The organism is Brachybacterium sp. J153 (genome assembly GCF_036311905.1).
GTDB lineage: Bacteria > Actinomycetota > Actinomycetes > Actinomycetales > Dermabacteraceae > Brachybacterium.
Map to the genome: position 1 here is coordinate 1 of NZ_JAZDCH010000012.1, position 18,238 is coordinate 18,238.

Genomic DNA, 18,238 nt, shown 5'->3' on the forward strand with positions numbered 1-18,238 from the left:
TGTTTAAGCGGCCCCTTTTGACGGACGGGTGGGCTTTCGCCCCACTTGCTGGCCGGAGCCCCCGCCCCGCCCGGCGTCGGCATCAGCGGCGAGGCGAACGCCCGTCGAGCGGGGCCGACGGCAGGTTGCCCACGAGCGCCGGCACCGTCCGGCGCGGGGGAGGGGCCGGCGGTCTGCGATGTCGTCCGGCCCTACTTCACCGCGCCTTGGGTCAGGCCCGAGATCACCCACTTCTGCGTGAGGATGTACACCACGATCGCGGGTGCCATCGCCATCAGGTATGACGCGAACGCGATGTTGTAGTTGTTGCTGAACTGCGACTGGAACATCTGCTGGAGCACCGGCAGGGTCTGCAGCTCGGGGTTGGTCGTGATCAGGCTCGGCATCATGAAGTCGTTCCACGAGCCGAGGAAGGCGAAGATCCCCACCGTCGCCGACATCGGGGCCAGCAACGGGAAGATCAACCGGACGAAGACCTGCCATGTGGTCGCGCCGTCCACCCGCATCGACTCCTCCAGCGAGATCGGGATCGACCGCAGGAACGCGGTGAACAGCAGCGTGTTGAACGCCAGGGCGAACACGATGTGCAGGATCGCGACGCCGGCCGGGTTGTCGAGCCCGACGATGCCGGTGAGCTTCACCTGCGGCAGCGCGACCACCGGGAACGGGATGAACATCGCCGCCAGCAGGTAGTAGAACGACCAGCGGAACAGGCGACGATCCCAGTTCCGGACGATCGCGTACGCCGCGAGCGAGGAGACCACGATCTCTCCCGCCACGGCGACCGCCGTGATCAGGGCCGAGATGGCGAGGCCGCGCGGGAAGTTGGTCAGCTGCCATGCCTCGAGGTACCCGGAGATCGAGAACGGATCCGGCAGGGTGAAGGCCTGGCCGTCGACCGCCTGGGCCGTCGTCTTGAGGGACATGTTGATCGTGACCAGCAGCGGCACCAGGACGGCGAGCGAGCACACGATCAGCGTGATCGTGAGCGGCCAGCTCGGCCGGTCCGAGCCGATGCCGGTGCGGGTGCGGGAACCGCCGGAGGACCTGTCGGTCGAGGTGGCGGTCGGGGTCTGAGTCGCGGGGGACTGCCCGATGGTGCTCATGCTCCGAAGCTCGCTTTCCCGGCAGTGAGCCGCAGTTGGAACGCCGCGATGATCACGGTGATGACGAAGAAGACGGCGGCGTTGGCCATCTGGTACCCGTAGTCCCCGCCGTTGAAGCCCTTGAAGATCGTCATCGCGATCGAGCGGGTCGCCGTTCCGGGGCCGCCGTCGGTCAGGCCGACGATGATGTCGTAGGCGTTCAGGTACCCCTTGAAGCCGAGGATCGTGTTGATGAGGATGAAGCCGGAGACCATCGGCAGGGTGATCCGCAGCAGGCGCTGCCGGGCGGAGGCTCCGTCGATCGCCGCCGCCTCGTACAGCTCGCCGGGGATCGTCACGAGACCTGCGATGTAGATCAGCATCGTCCCGGGGATCGTCGACCAGGCCGTGACCAGCACGATCCCGAGCCAGGCGAGGTTCTCGTTCGCAAGGATCGACTCCGAGAGCCAGCCGATGCCCAGCGCCTGCCCGAGGGCCGGGACCGAGTTCGACAGCAGGAACTTGAAGACGAAGGCGATGATGATGCCGGAGATCACCATCGGGATCACGAAGATCGTGCGCAGCGCCGTGCGGAAGCGGATGCGGGAGGTCAGCCCGACCGCGAGCGCGAAGGCGATCACGTTCACCACGACCACCGTCACCAGTGCGAAGCCGAGCGTGAACAGGTACGAACTGAGGATGTTCGGGTCCTGGAAGAGGGCGATGTAGTTGCGCAGGCCGATGAACTCCCAGTCGCCGAAGCCGACCGAGTTCGTGAAGCTGTACACGAAGCCGATGACGGCGGGGAGCGTGATCGCGAGCGTGAAGATGATCAGCGCGGGGAAGAGGAACAGGTAGTAGGTCGGGTCCACCCGACGGCGGCCTGCCGCGCGGGGGCGGGTCGCCGCGTCGGGGCGGGATCCCTCCTGCGGGCGGGAGGCCACCCGCGGTCGTGGTGATGGATCGGAGTGTGTCGTCGTTGACATGTCACGTCCTCGGGATCGGGAACAGGGGAGTAGAGGCAGGGCAGCGGGAGCAGGGGGCAGGTGAGCGGCGAGGGAGAGCAGCGAGAGCGCGGCAGAAGCAGGTCAGCCCGCCGTCAGGCGCGATACGCGAGCCGCGACCACTCCGCGTCCACCCGGGCCAGGATCGGCTCGGGGTCCGCGCCCAGCACCATCTCCTGGAGGTAGTTGCCGAAGGGGATCGTCGGCGGGATGAACTGGGAGGCGCCCATGTAGAAGCGTCCGTCGTCGTAGTAGGGCTGCATCTCCGCGATCCGCGGATCGGTGACCGCGGGGCCGTCCTCGGTGGTGTTGAACGCGAGCGCCAGCTCGTTGTAGGGGTACTGGATCTCCGGGAGCATCAGGTGCTGCAGGAAGGCCCGCGCCCCGTCGGGCTGGTCCGCCTGCTCCGGCACCCACAGCGACAGGTCCACGTTCACCCGGATCATCCGGTCGTCCGGATCGTCGGTGACGGGCAGCGGGAAGGAGCCCAGCTCGATGTCGGTCTCGCCCTTCTCGATCTCGACCAGCGCCCACGGCCCCTGCAGGTACATCGCGGCGCGGCCCTGGGCGAAGGCGGTGTTCCCGTCGCCGTAGGTGCGGCTCGCGGCGTCCTCGTTGTGGAAGGGCAACAGCTCGAGCATCTGCCGGACAGGCTCGAGCAGGGTCCCCTGGAAGGAGACCTCCGAGTCCGGGCCGACCTCCTCGCCCAGCTCGCCGAGCCGGGTGAAGAAGTCCCGCACGTCCACGAGGCCGCCGATCGTGTAGTCGAACAGCCCCTGCGAGAGCGTCCACAGATCCGGGAACGTGCCGTAGATCGGGGTGACGCCCGCCCCGAGGAACGTCTCGCAGGCGGCGATCAGCTCGTCCCAGGTGGTGGGGACCTCGACGCCGTGCTCCTCGAAGAGGCGCTTGTTGTAGATGACGGAGGCCGCCGCCACCGAGTACGGGATGACGCTCGTGCGGTCCTCGTACCCGGGATACCAGTCGACCAGGTCGAGGACGTCCGCGCGGATCATGCCCGCCTCCGGGAGGTCGGAAAGGTCCGAGAGCGCGCCGCGCTCCATGAAGCGGGCCATCTCGAGGTTGTAGTTCAGCAGGGCGAGGTCCGGAGGGCTCGAGCGCACGAAGCCCGCCTGCAGGTTCGTGGCCATGTCGTGCACATAGGTGAACGCCGACTGCTCGGAGTTGTACGCGCTCACGAGCTCGCGGAAGTGGGGGACCACCTCGCGTTTAGCCTGGTGGAAGGTCACCTTCGGCCGACCGGAGCTGGAGCAGCCGGCGAGTCCTCCGGCGCTCAGCGCACCGACGGCGCCGAGGGCTCCGGCAGTGAGCAGGGAGCGCCGCGTGGGACGGGCGGCGGGGGTTCTGAGTGACATCTATGTCTCCTCGACGGCCTCGCGACTGATAAATTCAGTTGCTAGATCTAATGCGTGTCGAAAGTATGGTGCTCATCACAGGCCGCGTCAAGGAGGTGTGGATGGCCGTGCCGATGGGTCCCCAGCGTCGGCTCAGCGCCGACGAGCTGCTGCGCGTCGCCCTGGACGCCGAGAGCTTCACCGCCGCCGAGGCGATGGACGCCACCGGTCTGACCCGCGCGACCATCCTCGGCCTGTGCGATGAGCTCGCCGCCGCCGGCTGGCTCGAGGAGCTCGAGGACAGCCGACGCGCGGGGCAGAGCCGTCGCGGTCGGCCCGCCCGCCGGCTGCGGCTCCATCGCGGTGCCGGGGTGCTGGTCGGCGTCGACGCCGGCCGGCGCGGATACCGCGCGCGAGCCGTCGACCTCCGCGGCAGGGAACTCGCCGTGGCCGCGCGCGAGGTGGACCCGACCGACACCGCCCCGGACGACGCCGGTCGCAGCCGTCGGCGGGCGATCGTCCGCGAGATCGTCGACCAGGTGCTCCGTGCGGCCGCCGCCGAGATCGCCCCGACGTCCACCGAGCCCCTCGTCCCGCTGCTCACCGTGATCGGCATCCCCGCCCCGGTCGATCCGCACGGGGCCTCGCCGACGGGGACCAGCCCCTTCTGGTGGCTCATGAACGCGGACTTCCCCGAGCACCTGCCGGGCCGGGTCGTCGTGGAGAACGACGCGAACCTCGCCGCGCTCGCCGAGCATGCCCGGCACCCGACCGACAACCTCGTCACCCTGCTGCTCAGCGAGCGGATCGGCGCCGGGATCATCATCGACGGCCGCCTTCTGCACGGACGTCGCGGCGGCGCCGGCGAGATGCGCTTCCTCGACGCGGTGCTCCAGGACGACGTCGGCGCCGAGGGCGTCGCGCAGCTCGCGCGGCGCTGGGCCCTCGAGGCGCTGGACGCCGGCGACGGTCGGGACGCCGCCGCCGCGCGGGTCGCCGCCGACGGTCATGACGCCGCCGGCACGTCCGCCGACCCGGCCGCGGACGGGTCGACCCGGCCGTCCCCGCTCGCCGCGATCCCGCGTGACCGGCTCAGCGCCCCCGACGTCTTCGGCGCCGCGGCCGTCGGCGATCCGCTCGCCCGCGCGGTGCTCGAGCGGATCGGCGAGCGGATCGCGCGCCTCTCGACCATCCTCCTCAGCCTCCTCGACGTCGACCGGATCGTCGTCGCGGGCGGCGTCTCCGCGGCGATGGGCCCGGTCCTCGAGCATGCCCGCTCGCGGCTGCCGCACCTCGTCCGCGCCCCGTTCCCCGAGCTCGCCGCGTCCGAGCTCGGCAGCGACGTCGTCCTCAGCGGCGCCGTCGAGCACGCCCGGGCGCTGCTCCGGGCCTCCCCCCTGGACCTCCTCGACCCGTCGCCGCGACGGGGCGGGACGCACGACCCCCTCACGGAAGGACCACCATGACCCCTGACCCCACCGCCACCGCCGCCCCCGGACCCGCGTCGGCCGCGGCCCCGTCGGACACCTCGATCACCGCGCCCCGCCTGCGCGCCGGCGTGATCGGGCTCGGCTGGGCCGGGCAGCAGCACGTCGCCGCCTACGCCGCCCACCCCGATGTCGACCTCGTCGCCCTCTCCGCGATGGAGGAGCACCTGCTCACCCGCTTCGGCGACGAGCACGGCGTGGAGCTGCGCTACCCCGACTGGCGGCAGATGCTCGCCGAGGCCGAGCTCGACGTCGTCTCCATCGCGACCCCCACCTTCCTGCACTCCACCATGGCGATCGCCGCGCTCGAGGCCGGGATCCACGTCCTCACCGAGAAGCCGATGGCGGAGAATGCCGCGAACGCCGAAGCGATGGTCGAGGCCTCCCGGCGCGCCGGTCGCGTGCTCGACGTGTCCTTCAACCACCGCCGTCGCGGCGATGTCACCGCGCTCGCCGGCGTCGTCGCCTCCGGGGTGCTCGGCGACATCTACTACGCGAAGACCGGCTGGATCCGTCGCCAGGGCATCCCCGGGCTCGGCACCTGGTTCACCAAGGCCGAGTCCTCCGGCGGCGGCGCCCTCGTCGACATCGGCGTGCACATGCTCGACATGACCCTGCACCTCCTCGGCGAGCCCGAGGTGCTCACCGCCACCGCCTCGACCCACGCCGCCTTCGGCCCGCGCGGCCGCGGCGGCAGCGGCTTCGGCGTCTCCCAGCAGGAGGAGGGAGCGCCCTTCGAGGTCGAGGACCTCGCCACCGCCTTCCTCCGCCTCGAGGGCGGCTCGACGCTGCTCCTCGAGTCCAGCTGGGCGCAGTGGATCCCGCACGACCTCTGCTACGTCACCCTCTACGGCTCCGAGGGCGGCGCGACCCTCGAATGGGGCGGCGGCGAGGACCGCCTGATCATCCACACCGAGGTCGAGGGCATGCCCGCCGAGATCCGCCCGGCGATCGGGGCCGACGGGGGCCACGCCGCCGCGGTGGCGTCCTTCGTGGCCGACGTCCGCTCCGGCGACTGGGCCGGTCACGACGGCTCGCTCGCCCTGCGCCGGGCACAGGTGCTCGAGGCCTGCTACGCCTCCGCCCGCATGAGCGCCGAGGTGACGCTCCCCGCCTGACCGGCCGGGGTCTGATGGATCGGCCGACGCCACGGCGGGGCGGGGCGCTCACCCCGAGAGGTGCTCGCCCCGCCCCGCCGTGCGCGGTGCCCCGCCGTGCTCTGTGCAGAGCGTCGGGCTCGGCCCGCCTGGATCAGCCCGCCGGGTCCTCCCGCGGGCCGTTGTTCCCGACGAGCAGGCCGCGGTCGTTGTCGACGAAGTCGCCGGGCAGCACGCTGAGCGACCAGGCGCCGCCGTCGGTGGTCCGCGCCGTGCATTCGACCTGCTCGAACCGGGAGAAGTCCATCGAGTCGTCGCACTCGACCGACTCCCAGTCGGCGACGTCGACCCACGGCACGTACGCGTTGTCGGCCGTGATCACCTGGAAGGTGGTGTCGGCGAGGTCCTCGGCGGAGATCTCCTCCTGGCCGAAGCCGCTGCCCATCCCGAGCCCCGTCACGTTCGAGCGCAGGACCTGCAGCGCCCCCTCCGAGGGCGGCTCGTCCGTCTGCAGGAACATCAGCCCCCACGTCGTCCCGGACTCATAGCCCTCGGGGCTCATCACCGCAACGCCGACGGCGATCCAGGTCGCCGTCTCATCGCCCTCGAGGGCGGCAGGGGCCTCGCAGGTCTGCGTCTCGCCGCTCGTCAGGTCGAGGGAGCCGTCGCAAGCCGCGGTTGCGCCGAAGATCGCGCCGAGCTCGGTCGCGAGGTCGGCCTGGGAGATCTCGTCGGCGGTCGGCCCCGCGGGGTCCGGCGTGAACTGCACCCGCGGCGTCGCACCCGCGGTGCCCGTGCCCCCGCCCGACTCGTCGTCGGAGCCCGACTCGTCATCGCTGCCGGATCCGTCGTCGGAGCCCGATGCGCCGTCCGACGACTCCTCGTCGGTGGTCTCGCCACCGCCGTCGGAGGTGCCGGACTCGGCCGCGGGCGGGGCCGCGCCGGTGTCCTCCTCACCTCCCGCACTCCCGCCGCAGCCGGCGAGCAGAGCCGCCCCCGCGGCGAGCGCGAACAGGGTCCGAAGTCGTCTCATGGTGCATTCCCCCTGGTCAGGGTGCCGCCCCCTGCGGCGCCGCATCTCCACCGTCGCAGATCGTAGGACGCGCCACAACCCCGGCCTCAGCCGCGCGGCTCCTCCGGGGAGCCGTCCGCCGGGGGTGACGACGGGGCCTCCGCCGGCCCGTCGGCGCTGCCGTGGAGCTGGTCCTGGTAGGCGTCCTCGATCTCCTCCTCGCTGGGCCCGCCGCGGCGGCCGCGGAGGCCGAGCACCACGCCGAGCGCGATCCCGACCGCGAAGCCGATGCCGGCGCCCAGCAGCAGGTCGTCGACGATCATCAGGCCGAATCCCATCCCGACCACGAAGCCGATCATCATCCCGAAGGGAAGCCAGGTGGCGTCGAAGCGGCGGCGGGGCGAGGACTCCATGGGCCAGGAGCCTAGCCGTCCGAGCGGGGAGCTCCCCACCCTAGACTGCGGCCCATGGACTCCCCGGTGCGCCTGCACTCCGCCCTCGAGGACGCCGATGAGGTGCTACGGGAGCGCGTCGGCGAGCTGCTGGGCGTCCCGGCCGATGCGGTGCGGGTCGGGCGGCTGTGCCCGCTGTGCGGCTCATCCCGGCACGGACGGCCCTGGGCGCGCGCCGCGGGGCACGCCGACGACGTCGCCGTCAGCCTCTCCCGCAGCGGCGAGCACCTGGCCAGCGCCGTCGCCCGCGGCGGAGCGATCGGCGTCGACCTGGAGCAGATCGCGGCCGTCGAGCGCGGCTGGGACGCGGAGCTCGTGCTCCATCCCGACGAGACCGACCCCCGGGACCCCGCCCGGCGCGCCGCCGTCTGGGCCGCGAAGGAGGCGGTGCTGAAGCTGCTCGGCACCGGGCTCACCGTCCCGATGCCCCGCGTCCGCCTCGCCGACCACGACCTCCGCGAGCTGCCCGCCCCGCCGGGGAACATGCTGGTGCTGGCGCGGCGCGTCGGCTGAACCGCCCCGGCTGCCCGGCGGAACGGCGCCGTGTGCGCACGGCCGTGCCGGCCACACCGCCTCAGCGACGGCACACCCCGGGGATCCCGCCCCGCGCCGGCCCCGGCAGGGGCGGCAGCGGCAGCTCGTCGAGCCACGCCGTGAACAGCTCGGTGAGATCCTCGCCGCTGACCTGCTCGGCGTGGGCGATGAACATCTCCGTCGTCACCGAGCCGCCCGTGTGCGCCGCGACCCAGCTGCGGAGGATCTCGAAGAACGCGTCGTCGCCCACCCGGACCCGCAGCGCGTGCGCCGTCAGAGCGCCTCGCTTGTAGATCCGGTCGTCGAACATCAGCTTCGCGCCCGGATCCGACAGCAGCAGGTCCTGCGGCAGGCGCGACAGCTTGCCGTGGTGGTGCCGGGCCCACTGCTGCGCCGAGCGGGCCCCGCAGTGCTCCGACCACAACCACTCCGCGTAGCAGGCGAAGCCCTCGTGCAGCCAGATGTCCTTCCAGCTCGACGCCGTCACCGCGTTGCCGAACCACTGGTGCGCGAGCTCGTGCGCGACGAGCCGCACCGCGTCCCAGTCGGTGTCCACGAAGTTCGCACCGAACGTCGACAGGCCCTGCGACTCGAGCGGGATCTCGAGGTCGTCCTCGGTGATCACGGCCGTGTACGAGGAGAACGGGTACGGCCCGAACAGCTCCGCGAAGACGTCGACCATCTCCGCCTGCCGGCCGAAGCCCGCCGCGAAGTCCCGCGCGTTCCGCCGCGGCGGGGCGACCGTGCGCACCGGCACCGGGGCGCCGGGATGCTCGGTGACCGCGTAGCGTCCGATCTGCACCGTCGCGAGATAGGTCGCCATCGGCACCGTCTGCTCGTAGGTCCAGGTGGTGGTGGATCCGGAATGCCGCAGATCGGTGAGCTCCCCGGACGCGGCCACGTGGTAGTCCGAGCCGGTCGTGAGGACCATCGTGTAGGTGGCCTTGTCGTCGGGCCGGTCGTTGCACGGGAACCAGCTCGGCGCCCCGTGGGGCTGTGCCGCGACGATCACGCCGTCGGTCAGCTCCTCCCACCCGGCCGAGCCCAGCGTCTTCGAGGGCACCGGCCGCGGGGTGCCGTCGTAGCGGATCCGGACCGTCACCTCCTCGCCAGCGCGCAGCGGGCGGCGCACCGTGAGCCTCGAGCCGTTGTGGCTGAAGCGCGCCGACTCGTCGTCGACGACCACCTTCTTCGCGCGCAGCGCATGGAGGTCCAGGCCGAGGCTCGGCACGTCGGCGAGCGCGCGGCAGGTGAGCGTCGCCTCGCCGTCGAGCCGGTTGGAGACCATCCGGTACGTCAGGCGGAGGTCGTAGTGGAGGACCGCGAAACCGCGATCCCCGTGTCCGGGTACATAGGGATCGGTACCAGGTCTCATACGTCGTCGTCCTCCCACGGGCCGATCGGGTTCCCGATCCAGCGCGTGCGCGACGGTACACCCTCTCCCCGCATCACCAGCGACGCGGGGCCGACGGTGGAATGGTCGCCGATCGTCGCCGCGGGCAGGATCACGCCGTTCGGGCCGAGGGTCGCGCCCTCGCCGATCTCGACCGCGTCGATCGACAGCACCCGGTCGTGGAACAGGTGGGTCTGGACCACGCAGCCGCGGTTCACGGTCGCGCCGGCACCGAGGCGCACGAGGTCCGTCTCCGGAAGCCAGTAGCTCTCGACCCAGGCGCCGCGGCCGATCCGCGCCCCGAGCGCGCGCAGCCACCACACGAGCGCCGGGCTGCCGGTGGTCACGCCGGCGAACCAGGGCGCGGCGAGCACCTCGGTGAACGTGTCGGCCAGCTCGTTGCGCCACACGAAGGACGTCCACAGGGCGTGCTCGCCCTCGCGGTGCCGCCCCACGATCAGCCACTTCGCGAGCACGGCCACGAGCGCGGCCGCGATCGACCCGGCGAGCAGCACGGGGCCGCCGAGCAGCAGCGCGAGCACCAGGTCCCGCTCGAGCAGGGACCACAGCGCCGCGGCGACCGCGACGAGCAGCACGATAAGCGCCAGCATCGACACGACGCGGCCCGTCTCCACGATCCCGCGCAGCACCTGCAGGCGCCGGGGCGGATCGTAGGTGCGCGAGGCGTCCTGCTCGTCGGCCGTGCGGCGCAGGCTGCGCGGCGGGCTGCCCAGCCACGAGCCGCCGGCCTTCGCCCGCTTGCGCCGCGGCGCCGCCGACAGCACCGCGACGAGCGACCGCTTCGGCACCTTGCGGCCCGGGGCGAGCATGCCGGAGTTGCCGACGAACGCGCGCTTGCCGACCTTCACCCGCTCGACGCGGATCCAGCCGCCGCCCAGCTCGTACGGGCCGACGAGGGTGTCGTCGGCGAGGAAAGCGTGATCGCCGATGGTCACCAGGGAGGGGATCAGCAGCACCGTCGAGGCCTCCACGCCCGTCCCGACCTTCGCGCCCAGCAGGCGTAGCCAGAGCGGGGTCAGCGCCCCCGAGTACAGCGGGAACAGCCAAGTGCGGGCCTCGTCGAGAACCCGCAGCGTGCCCCAGATCCGCAGGCCCGCGGCGGAGCGCACCGGCACGTGCCCGGGACGCAGCCCGAGGCTTAGCAGCCGCACCAGGGCGAGCACGAGCAGCAGCAGCGCGAGATACCCGACGCCGGCCGCGAGCGGCAGCCACGGAAGGGCCGCGCGCAGCGCCTCCTGCGCCGACCCGGTGCCGCGCAGCGCGGGCAGCAGCACGCTCGCGCCGATCGCCGCGGCCACGGCCGGGAAGGCGGCGATCACCACGCCCAGCAGGCCGTAGAGCGGCAGCCAGAGCGGTGAGCGGCGCGGGGCGCCGTCCTCCCACGGACCGCGGGCCTCACCCTGCGGCGCCGCGGGGGATCCGGACCAGAACTCGGCCGCGCCCACCGGGCCGGAGACCGCGGAGCCGGGGGCCAGCTCCGCCTCGCGGCCGATCGAGGTGCCGGGGCCGAGGGTCGAGCGGGCGCCGATCCGGGCCTGCTTGCCGATCTTCACCGTGCCGATGATCAGCCGGTCCCCGTCGACCCAGTGCCCCGCGAGGTCCACCTCGGGCTCGATCGAGGCGCCCGCCCCGACGGTCAGCAGCCCGGTGACCGGCGGCAGCGAGTGCAGGTCCACGGACTTCCCGATCCGGGCGCCGAGCACGCGGGCGTACCAGATCATCCAGCCCGCGCCCGCGAGCGGGGTCGCCCGCAGCTCGTCCTGGCTGCGCTCGGCGAGCCACAGCCGCAGATGGGTGAAGCCGCCGCGCCGGTGCGTGCCGGGCCCGACGCCGAGCAGCAGCAGGCGTGCGAGCAGCGCCGCGAGGGTCATCCGCACGGGCGGGACGAGCAGCACCACCGCGGCGGGCAGCAGTACCGGCAGCGGAAAGGAGATCAGCCAGGGCAGGCCGGTGAGGGCCGCGCCGAGCGTCGAGCCGAGCATCAACCAGGTCAGCCAGCGCAGCGCGGCGAGGGCGCGCAGCGGCACGAGGGCGACCAGCTGCGCGAGCTGGAAGAGGGCCCCGACGGGGCGGACCGTGCGGTCGGTGTGCACGGTCCCGCCCTCGAGGGAGTCCAGCAGCTCGGCGAGCTCGCCGAGGGTGGGATGCGTGTAGACGTCGCCGACGGCGAGCTCCGGATGCTCGGTGCGCAGGCGCGAGACCACCTGCGCGGCGGTGAGGGAGCCGCCGCCGAGGTCGAAGAAGTCGTCCTGGGGCCGGGTCGCCGCGGCGCCGAGCACCTCCGCCCAGATCTCCGCGATCCAGGCGGCGGTGCCGGACAGCTCCGAGGCGCCGCCCGCCGCCGTGGGCAGCGGCCAGGGCAGGGCGTCGCGGTCGACCTTGCCGGAGGTGCGGGTGGGCAGTTCCTCGACCACGGCGAGGCGGGGCACGAGCGCTGCCGGCATCCGTTCGCGCAGCAGGGCGCGGGCGGCGTCGGCGTCGAAGCGCTCGTCGACCGTGAGGTAGCCGACGAGGAGCTTGTTGCCGGAGTCGGTGGAGCGGACCGCGGCCGCGGCGGAGACCACACCCGTCAGCCGCAGCAACTGGTCGTCGATCTCGCCGAGCTCGATGCGGCGCCCGCCGAGCTTGATCTGGTCGTCGGCCCGGCCGCCGAACAGCAGCCCGTCGGGATCGTTGACCACCCGGTCGCCGGAGCGATAGGCGCGCTCCCAGCCGAGGGACGGCATCGGGGCGTACTTCTCGGCGTCCTTGGCGGGATCGAGATAGCGGGCCAGGCCCACGCCGCCGATGATCAGCTCGCCCGTCTCGCCGACGCCGACGGGCCGGCCGGACTCGTCGACCACGGCGAGATCCCAGCCGTCCAGCGGGAGGCCGATCCGCACCGGGTCGGTGCCGTCGAGCAGCGCACCGCAGGCGACGACGGTCGCCTCGGTGGGGCCGTAGGTGTTCCACACCTCGCGGCCGGGGGCCTGGAGGCGGGCGGCGAGCTCGGGCGGGCACGCCTCGCCGCCCATGATCAGCAGGCGCACGTCCACGAGCGACGCGAGCGGCCACAGCGCGACGAGGGTGGGGACGGTCGAGACGATGGTGATCCCGTTGCTCAGCAGCCACGGGCCGACGTCGATCCCCGAGCGCACCAGGGAGCGCGGCGCCGGGACCAGGCACGCGCCGTACGCCCAGGCCAGCCACATCTCCTCGCAGCTCGCGTCGAAGGCGACCGAGAGGCCCGCCATCACCCGGTCGCCGGGTCCGATGGGGGCGTCCTGCAGGAACATCCGCGACTCGGCGTCGACGAAGGCCGCGGCGCTGCGGTGGCTGACGGCGACGCCCTTCGGGGTGCCGGTCGAGCCGGAGGTGAAGATGATCCACGCGTCGTCGGTCGGCTCGACCTCGCGCAGCGGGGGCAGCTCGCCGGTGCGGGCCGCGGCGGTGGGCGTGATCGCGAGGCCGTCGCCGAGGATCGCGACCGCTGCGGATTCGGAGAAGACCACGCGGGCCCGCTCGTCGGGGTCATCGGCGTCGACGGGGACGTAGGCGGCTCCCGCGTAGAGGATGCCGATGATCGCGACGTACAGGTCGACGGTCCCGGAGGCGATGCGTACGCCGACGGTGTCGCCGGGGCGCACGCCCGCGGCCGCGAGGCGGTCGGCCAGCTCGGTCGCGGCCTCGTCGAGCTCCGTGTAGGTGAGGGTGTCGCGGCCGCTGTCGACGGCGGGGGAGTCCCCGGCGCGCTCGACGGTCTCCCGCAGGATGTCCACGAGGGTGCGGGGAGCGGGGGCGCGCTCACCACCGAGCAGCGGGGGCAGGAGGGCGGGAGGCGAATCGTGCATCGGAGGATTCTCGTCCCCTTTTCTGGTTTACGCGACAAAAAGAGGTCTCTGTGTACCCGACTTCTCAGGGGTATCGGTCTCTGAGCAGGGCAGGAGTCTCCAGGAGGCGCCCCGGATTGGTCGCGACCCTACTCCGCGCGGGGGTCCGTGAGAGGGATGCCGGGCGGCGCCGAGGTGAACAGCGGGGACCGGGCGACCAGCGGCGGTCCCGAAATGCCCCGGCCTCTGATCGCGGCCGCGACGGGAACGCGGCTCACCAGAAGATCGCCTCGTCGGCGCTCGGACCGCCGAGCACGTGCTGCGCGCAGAAGGCGAGCACCGCCCGGTTCCACAGCATGGCGTTCGACGGGGTGAGCACCCAGTGGTTCTCGCTGGTGAGCTGCAGGAAACGGTGAGGCATGTGCTCCGGCTCGCCGTCCCAGCCGGAGACCAGGTCCCACCACAGACGTAGCGCCTCGGAGACCGGCACCCGGTAGTCGCGGTTGCCGTGGGTGACGAGCATCGGGGTAGTGATCGCCGCGGCCGCACGATGCGGGGAGGAGGCCGCGTACCACTCCGGGTCCTCGTCCTCGTGGCGGTGCACGCGCATCTTGGAGGCCGCGGCGTCGGTGGTGCGGTGCTGCTGCGGCAGCGCCCACAGCCCGGCATGGGAGACGATCGCGCCGAAGCGGTCGCTGTGCCCGGCGATCCAGTTCGCGAGGAACCCGCCGAAAGAGGCGCCGAGCATCGCCGTGCGCGTCCCGTCGAGCACCTCGCGCTCGAGCACCGCGTCGAGCAGCGCCTCGCACTCGCCGAAGACCACCTCGGGCCGGCGCGGCCAGCCCCGGTTCAGACCCGCGTCGCCGTAGCCGGTGGACATCGCCGGATCCGGCATCAGCACCGCCCAGCCGTGCGCTACCGCGATCCACGGGCACCAGCGCCAGCTCCAGGAGTTGTACGACGCGTGCGGGCCTCCATGGATCCACAGCATCACCGGGGCCGGATCCGCGGCGCTCGCACCCGTCGGCACGCACAGCCAGCCCGTCACCGTGACCCCGTCGACCTCGGTCTCGACCTGCTCGAGCGTTCCCGGCAGGACGTCGATCCCGCCCGGGGCCGGCAGCTCGGTCACCGCGCCGTCGGCCGCGATCCGCACGGGGCGCGGCGGGGTCGCCACGTCGCTGCGCAGGGCGAGGACCGCGCCGTCCTCGGCGACGGAGAGCGAGGAGAAGACCCCGCCGTCCGCGAAAGTCCGCACGGTGCCCGTCGCGGCGTCGACGGCGAGGATCGCGCCGGAGGAGTGCAGGTCCCCGGCGACCAAGAGCGTGCGGGGTCCCGCCCACGCGAGATCGGTGGGCGTGAGATCACCGAGATGGACGGGCACCACGACGGCCACGTCCTCGCCCTCGCCGCCGGTGCCGCGGATCTCGAGGCGGGGGAGGGATGTGGAGGCCGGGGTCGAGTGCGTCCAGCGGAGCACGGCGAGGCGGGTGCCGTCGGGCGAGAACAGCGCGGAGGAGACCTGCGACTCCTCGTCCGCCGCGAGGAGGGTGCGACGCTCGCCGGTGGCCACCTGGAGCAGCACCAGGTCGCTGCGGGTCTCCCCGCCCGGTACCCGCCGGGTCCAGGTGGTCGCGACGGTGCGCGCATCGGGGGAGAGGTCCGCGGAGGCCGAGGTGAGGGCGACGGTGCCGACGCCCGGCGTGAGGTCCGTGATCTCGCCACCCGGGGAGACGAGCAGCAGGTGCCGCTCCTGGTCGCCGATCTCGTGGTCCCACTGGCGGATCGGCATGCCCGTGTGCCAGATGGTGGTGCGCTTCGCGTCCTTCCGGGCGGTGCGGCGCTCGGCGTCGTCCTCGAGGGTGCCGCCGGGCAGCACCGAGGTCGCGGCGAGCATGGTGCCGTCGTCCGCGACGGCGAGGAGCTCGAGCCCGCCGGGCGCCGACGCGACCAGCCTCGCCTCGCCCGCGACCGGCAGGCGCCAGATCGCGGCCCCGTCCTCCACCGAGCCGCCCTCCGGATCGGGACGGGCGGAGGTGAACAGCACCGAGCCGTCCGGGGCGGGCCGCGGCCCGCCCTCGCCCTTCTCCGACGCGGTGAGGCGGCGGGCGGGCGCCTCCCCCGCGGGGTCCAGCTCCCACAGGGCCGACGGGGTCCGCGCGCCGTGCTCGTCGGCCTGCTGGATCGCCGCGATCACGCGGCCGCCCGGGACGGCGGTCACCGCTGCGAGGCGCGGCAGGCGCAGCACGGACTCGGGGTCGGCGAACTCGGGGGAGGGGACGTCGGGGTCGGGCGCGATGTCAGCATCGGTGTCGGTCACCCCCGCCACGCTACCGCCCGGTCACGGTACGGGGGACCGGACGGGCGATCGGATCGTGCCTCGTCCCGCTCCGCCAGCTCCCGCAGCGTGAGCAGCTGGCGCCGCATCATGAGCACGTCGCCCTAGGCCAACAGGTGGCGGTGCAGCCCTCCGGGCGGACCGCCCGGGCACGGCCACCACAGGCTCGCCCGGAGCGGCCGTCGTCCACCAGCCGTCTCGAGGACGTCGTACCGCAGGGCCAGCGCGCCGAAGAGCAGCGTCGGCAGCCCCGGCGCCATGCGCATGGTGAGCGAGCGGTCGGGTGTGAAGGCCGCGGGCGCGAAGATCGTCATCACCGCCTGGCCGCGCGCGAGCCGCAGCATCCGCGGGTCGGCCTCGCGGGGGCTGCGTCTGTCGAGGTTGTCGAGCAGGTCGTAGCTGTACGGCGCCCGACGCAGCTGGCACAGCCACAGGAACAGCGTCTCGACCGACGCGGTCGTCGTGCCGGCCCGCAGGGCGAGGCGCGCCCCGGCAGGCGCAGGGCCGTCCGCGGGCTCGGGAAAATCGAGGAGCACGGGCGCGACCCAGCGCCAGGGTCCGGCGCTCGGACGAGCGTTCGGCGTCCTGGTCACCTCATCGGGGTCGGTCTCGGACGCCGCCACCGTCATCGGGATCAAGCGACGGCGGCAGTGCCCGCGGAGCGCGGCTCGGCTGCCGTGCGGGGCGCCGACGGGGAGTCGTCGACCGGTGGTGTCGACCCCTCGGGCCGACGCCGGCGCAGGAGCCGCATCGCATTGGCGATCACCAGCAGCACCGAGGCCTCGTGCACGAGCATCCCGATCGCCATCGTCACCCCGCCCGCGAACACCCCCGCGAGCAGCAGCGCCACGGTCGCGACCGCGAGGACGATGTTCTGGCGCATCACCCGCACGGTGCGGCGGGCGAGTCCGAGGGCCTCGGGCAGCCTCAGCAGGTCGTCCTGCATGAGGGCGATGTCCGCGGTCTCGATCGCGACGCCGCTGCCGGCCGCGCCCATCGCCACGCCGATGTCGGCCGTCGCGAGCGCCGGGGCGTCGTTCACGCCGTCGCCGACCATCGCGACCGTGCGGCCCTCGCGCTGCAGAGCCGTGATCGCCGCGAGCTTGTCCTCGGGCAGGAGCCCCGCGCGGACCTCGTCGATGCCGACCTGCGCCGCGACCGCCCGGGCCACGCGCGGATCGTCGCCGGTGAGCATCAGGACGCGGTCCACGCCCTCGCGGTGGAGGCGGGTGATCAGGTCGGCCGCCTCGGGCCGCAGCCGGTCCGCGACGGCGAGCACGCCGATCACCGTGCCGTCGAGCGCGACGGCCATCGGGGTGCGGCCGAGCGCGGCCAGGCGCGCGACCTCCTCATGCACCCCCGCGGGGAGGAGGATCCCCTCGCGCTCCAGCAGCGGCAGGTTCCCGACGGCGACGCGCCGCCCTTCGATCGTGGCGACGATGCCCTGGCCGGGCACCGGCTCGGTGTGCTCGGGCAGGCTGCCGGGGACGACGCCCTCCGTCGCCGCGCCCTCGAGCACGGGACGGGCCAGCGGGTGCTCGGACCCAGCCTCCGCGCGGGCCGCCCAGCGCAGCACCGCGGTGCGGTCCAAGTCGGGGTCGAACACGGTGACGTCGGTGAGATGCGGCCGGCCCTCGGTGAGGGTGCCGGTCTTGTCCAGGGCGACGGCGTCGACCCGCGCACTGGCCTCGAGGAACTCGCCGCCCTTGATGAGCAGGCCGTCCTTCGCGCCGCGGCCGATGCCGGCGACGATCGCGACGGGGATCGAGATGACCAGCGCGCCGGGGCAGCCGATCACCAGCAGGGTCAGGGCGAGCACGACGTCCCCGGTGGCCAGACCCGCGACCAGGGCCAGCACCATGACGCCCGGGGTGTACCAGGTGGAGAAGCGCTCCAGGAATGTCTGGGTGCGGGCCTTCGCGTCCTGCGCCTCCTCGACGCGGTGGATGATCCGGGCGAGGGTTGTGTCGGCGCCGACGCCGGTGGCGCGCACCTGCAGGAACCCGCCGGCGGAGACGGTGCCGGCGAACACGGCATCCTCCTTCCCCTTCGCGGAGGGGATCGACTCGCCCGTGATCGCGGCCTCGTCGATCGCGCCGGTGCCGGCCAGCACCGTCCCGTCGACCGGGACCTTCGCGCCGTTCTTCACGAGCACCGTCTCGCCGAGGCGCACCTCGGCCGCCGGGACCTCCACCTGCTGCCCGTCGCGCAGCACCACGGCGATGTCCGGGGCGGCGGCGACGAGCTCGGCGAGCGCCGAGCGGGTGCGGTTCATGGTGCCCGCCTCGAGCGCGTGCCCGATCGCGAACAGGAAGGTCACCGCGGCGGCCTCCCAGTACTCGCCGATCACCAGCGCGCCGACGGCGGCTATCGTGACCAGCAGGTCGATGCCGATGTTCCGCACCTGGAGGGCGCGCACGGCGGCGATCAGGATCGGAGCGCCCGCGACGAGCGCGGCGAGCACCATCAGGGCGTCGGAGGCGAGGAGGAGGAGCGGGCGGTCGAGGTGCAGGCCGAGCTCGCCGTGCCCGGCGCCGAAGGGGTTCTCCCCGGCGCCGAGCGACAGCAGGGCGGACAGCACGATCAGCGCCCCGGCGAGCAGCGGCGTGCTCCACGGGCCGCGCCACCAGTGCTGCAGGGCGGTCATGACA

Annotated in this window: 13 protein-coding genes; 3 read left to right on the plus strand and 10 right to left on the minus strand. The window is 73.3% G+C overall.

Translation table 11 applies throughout. The features are described from left to right. Positions 1-191: 191 nt before the first annotated feature. The 3 genes from V1258_RS06795 to V1258_RS06805 form a co-directional block, all read right to left on the minus strand. A complete protein-coding gene (locus V1258_RS06795) occupies positions 192-1,106 on the minus strand; it encodes a carbohydrate ABC transporter permease (protein ID WP_329748944.1) in 915 nt (304 codons plus the stop codon). After that, positions 1,103-2,071: a carbohydrate ABC transporter permease gene (locus V1258_RS06800; RefSeq protein WP_442878585.1), complete on the minus strand. Its 969-nt coding sequence runs from the start codon at positions 2,069-2,071 to the stop codon at positions 1,103-1,105. The genes V1258_RS06795 and V1258_RS06800 overlap by 4 nt, the downstream gene beginning before the upstream one ends. 113 nt (positions 2,072-2,184) lie before the next feature. Continuing rightward, positions 2,185-3,465, minus strand: a complete 1,281-nt coding sequence (locus V1258_RS06805) for an ABC transporter substrate-binding protein (protein WP_329748946.1) — start codon at positions 3,463-3,465, stop codon at positions 2,185-2,187. A 101-nt stretch (positions 3,466-3,566) separates the two neighbouring features. On the opposite strand from V1258_RS06805, the gene V1258_RS06810 reads away from it, so the two are divergent. Continuing rightward, on the plus strand, positions 3,567-4,910 hold the full coding sequence (locus V1258_RS06810; protein WP_329748947.1) for an ROK family protein: 1,344 nt from the start codon (positions 3,567-3,569) through the stop codon (positions 4,908-4,910). Beyond that, positions 4,907-6,049, plus strand: coding sequence for a Gfo/Idh/MocA family protein (locus tag V1258_RS06815; protein WP_329748948.1), 1,143 nt, complete (start codon positions 4,907-4,909; stop codon positions 6,047-6,049). The genes V1258_RS06810 and V1258_RS06815 overlap by 4 nt, the downstream gene beginning before the upstream one ends. A 133-nt stretch (positions 6,050-6,182) precedes the next feature. Here the strand turns inward: V1258_RS06815 and V1258_RS06820 are convergent, their stop codons facing one another. Together V1258_RS06820 and V1258_RS06825 are read right to left on the minus strand one after the other, a co-directional pair. Then, positions 6,183-7,061, minus strand: coding sequence for a hypothetical protein (locus V1258_RS06820; protein ID WP_329748949.1), 879 nt, complete (start codon positions 7,059-7,061; stop codon positions 6,183-6,185). A gap of 86 nt (positions 7,062-7,147) precedes the next feature. Then, positions 7,148-7,453, minus strand: coding sequence for a hypothetical protein (locus V1258_RS06825; RefSeq protein ID WP_329748950.1), 306 nt, complete (start codon positions 7,451-7,453; stop codon positions 7,148-7,150). Positions 7,454-7,507: 54 nt separating this feature from the next. Here V1258_RS06825 and V1258_RS06830 point away from each other — a divergent pair, with 54 nt between their 5' ends. Further along, the gene (locus tag V1258_RS06830) at positions 7,508-8,005 is read left to right on the plus strand and encodes a 4'-phosphopantetheinyl transferase family protein (RefSeq protein ID WP_329748951.1); all 498 of its coding nucleotides are present in this window, start codon (positions 7,508-7,510) and stop codon (positions 8,003-8,005) included. 61 nt (positions 8,006-8,066) lie between these two features. On the opposite strand, the gene V1258_RS06835 is transcribed toward V1258_RS06830, so the two are convergent. From V1258_RS06835 to V1258_RS06855, 5 genes are all read right to left on the minus strand, one after another. Then, positions 8,067-9,401: a M1 family metallopeptidase gene (locus V1258_RS06835; protein ID WP_329748952.1), complete on the minus strand. Its 1,335-nt coding sequence runs from the start codon at positions 9,399-9,401 to the stop codon at positions 8,067-8,069. Continuing rightward, positions 9,398-13,270 carry a Pls/PosA family non-ribosomal peptide synthetase gene (locus V1258_RS06840; protein WP_329748953.1) on the minus strand — a complete coding sequence of 1,291 codons (3,873 nt, stop codon included), beginning with the start codon at positions 13,268-13,270 and terminating at the stop codon, positions 9,398-9,400. Before V1258_RS06840 ends, V1258_RS06835 begins: the two co-directional genes overlap by 4 nt. A 253-nt stretch (positions 13,271-13,523) precedes the next feature. Beyond that, complete coding sequence (locus V1258_RS06845) at positions 13,524-15,569, minus strand: S9 family peptidase (RefSeq protein WP_329748954.1); 2,046 nt, start codon at positions 15,567-15,569, stop codon at positions 13,524-13,526. A gap of 122 nt (positions 15,570-15,691) precedes the next feature. Next, positions 15,692-16,180, minus strand: coding sequence for a hypothetical protein (locus V1258_RS06850; protein WP_329748955.1), 489 nt, complete (start codon positions 16,178-16,180; stop codon positions 15,692-15,694). A gap of 41 nt (positions 16,181-16,221) precedes the next feature. Beyond that, positions 16,222-18,234 carry a heavy metal translocating P-type ATPase gene (locus V1258_RS06855; protein WP_329748956.1) on the minus strand — a complete coding sequence of 671 codons (2,013 nt, stop codon included), beginning with the start codon at positions 18,232-18,234 and terminating at the stop codon, positions 16,222-16,224. Positions 18,235-18,238: the final 4 nt, after the last annotated feature.

Bases quoted from the DNA above. Each gene is read 5' to 3' on its own strand.
- V1258_RS06810 (WP_329748947.1), top strand. From the start codon at position 3,567: ATGGCCGTGCCGATGGGTCCCCAGCGTCGGCTCAGCGCCGACGAGCTG.
- V1258_RS06855 (WP_329748956.1), bottom strand. From the start codon at position 18,234: ATGACCGCCCTGCAGCACTGGTGGCGCGGCCCGTGGAGCACGCCGCTG.
- V1258_RS06805 (WP_329748946.1), bottom strand. From the start codon at position 3,465: ATGTCACTCAGAACCCCCGCCGCCCGTCCCACGCGGCGCTCCCTGCTC.
- V1258_RS06820 (WP_329748949.1), bottom strand. From the start codon at position 7,061: ATGAGACGACTTCGGACCCTGTTCGCGCTCGCCGCGGGGGCGGCTCTG.
- V1258_RS06835 (WP_329748952.1), bottom strand. From the start codon at position 9,401: ATGAGACCTGGTACCGATCCCTATGTACCCGGACACGGGGATCGCGGT.
- V1258_RS06830 (WP_329748951.1), top strand. From the start codon at position 7,508: ATGGACTCCCCGGTGCGCCTGCACTCCGCCCTCGAGGACGCCGATGAG.
- V1258_RS06800 (WP_442878585.1), bottom strand. From the start codon at position 2,071: ATGTCAACGACGACACACTCCGATCCATCACCACGACCGCGGGTGGCC.
- V1258_RS06825 (WP_329748950.1), bottom strand. From the start codon at position 7,453: ATGGAGTCCTCGCCCCGCCGCCGCTTCGACGCCACCTGGCTTCCCTTC.
- V1258_RS06840 (WP_329748953.1), bottom strand. From the start codon at position 13,270: ATGCACGATTCGCCTCCCGCCCTCCTGCCCCCGCTGCTCGGTGGTGAG.
- V1258_RS06795 (WP_329748944.1), bottom strand. From the start codon at position 1,106: ATGAGCACCATCGGGCAGTCCCCCGCGACTCAGACCCCGACCGCCACC.
- V1258_RS06815 (WP_329748948.1), top strand. From the start codon at position 4,907: ATGACCCCTGACCCCACCGCCACCGCCGCCCCCGGACCCGCGTCGGCC.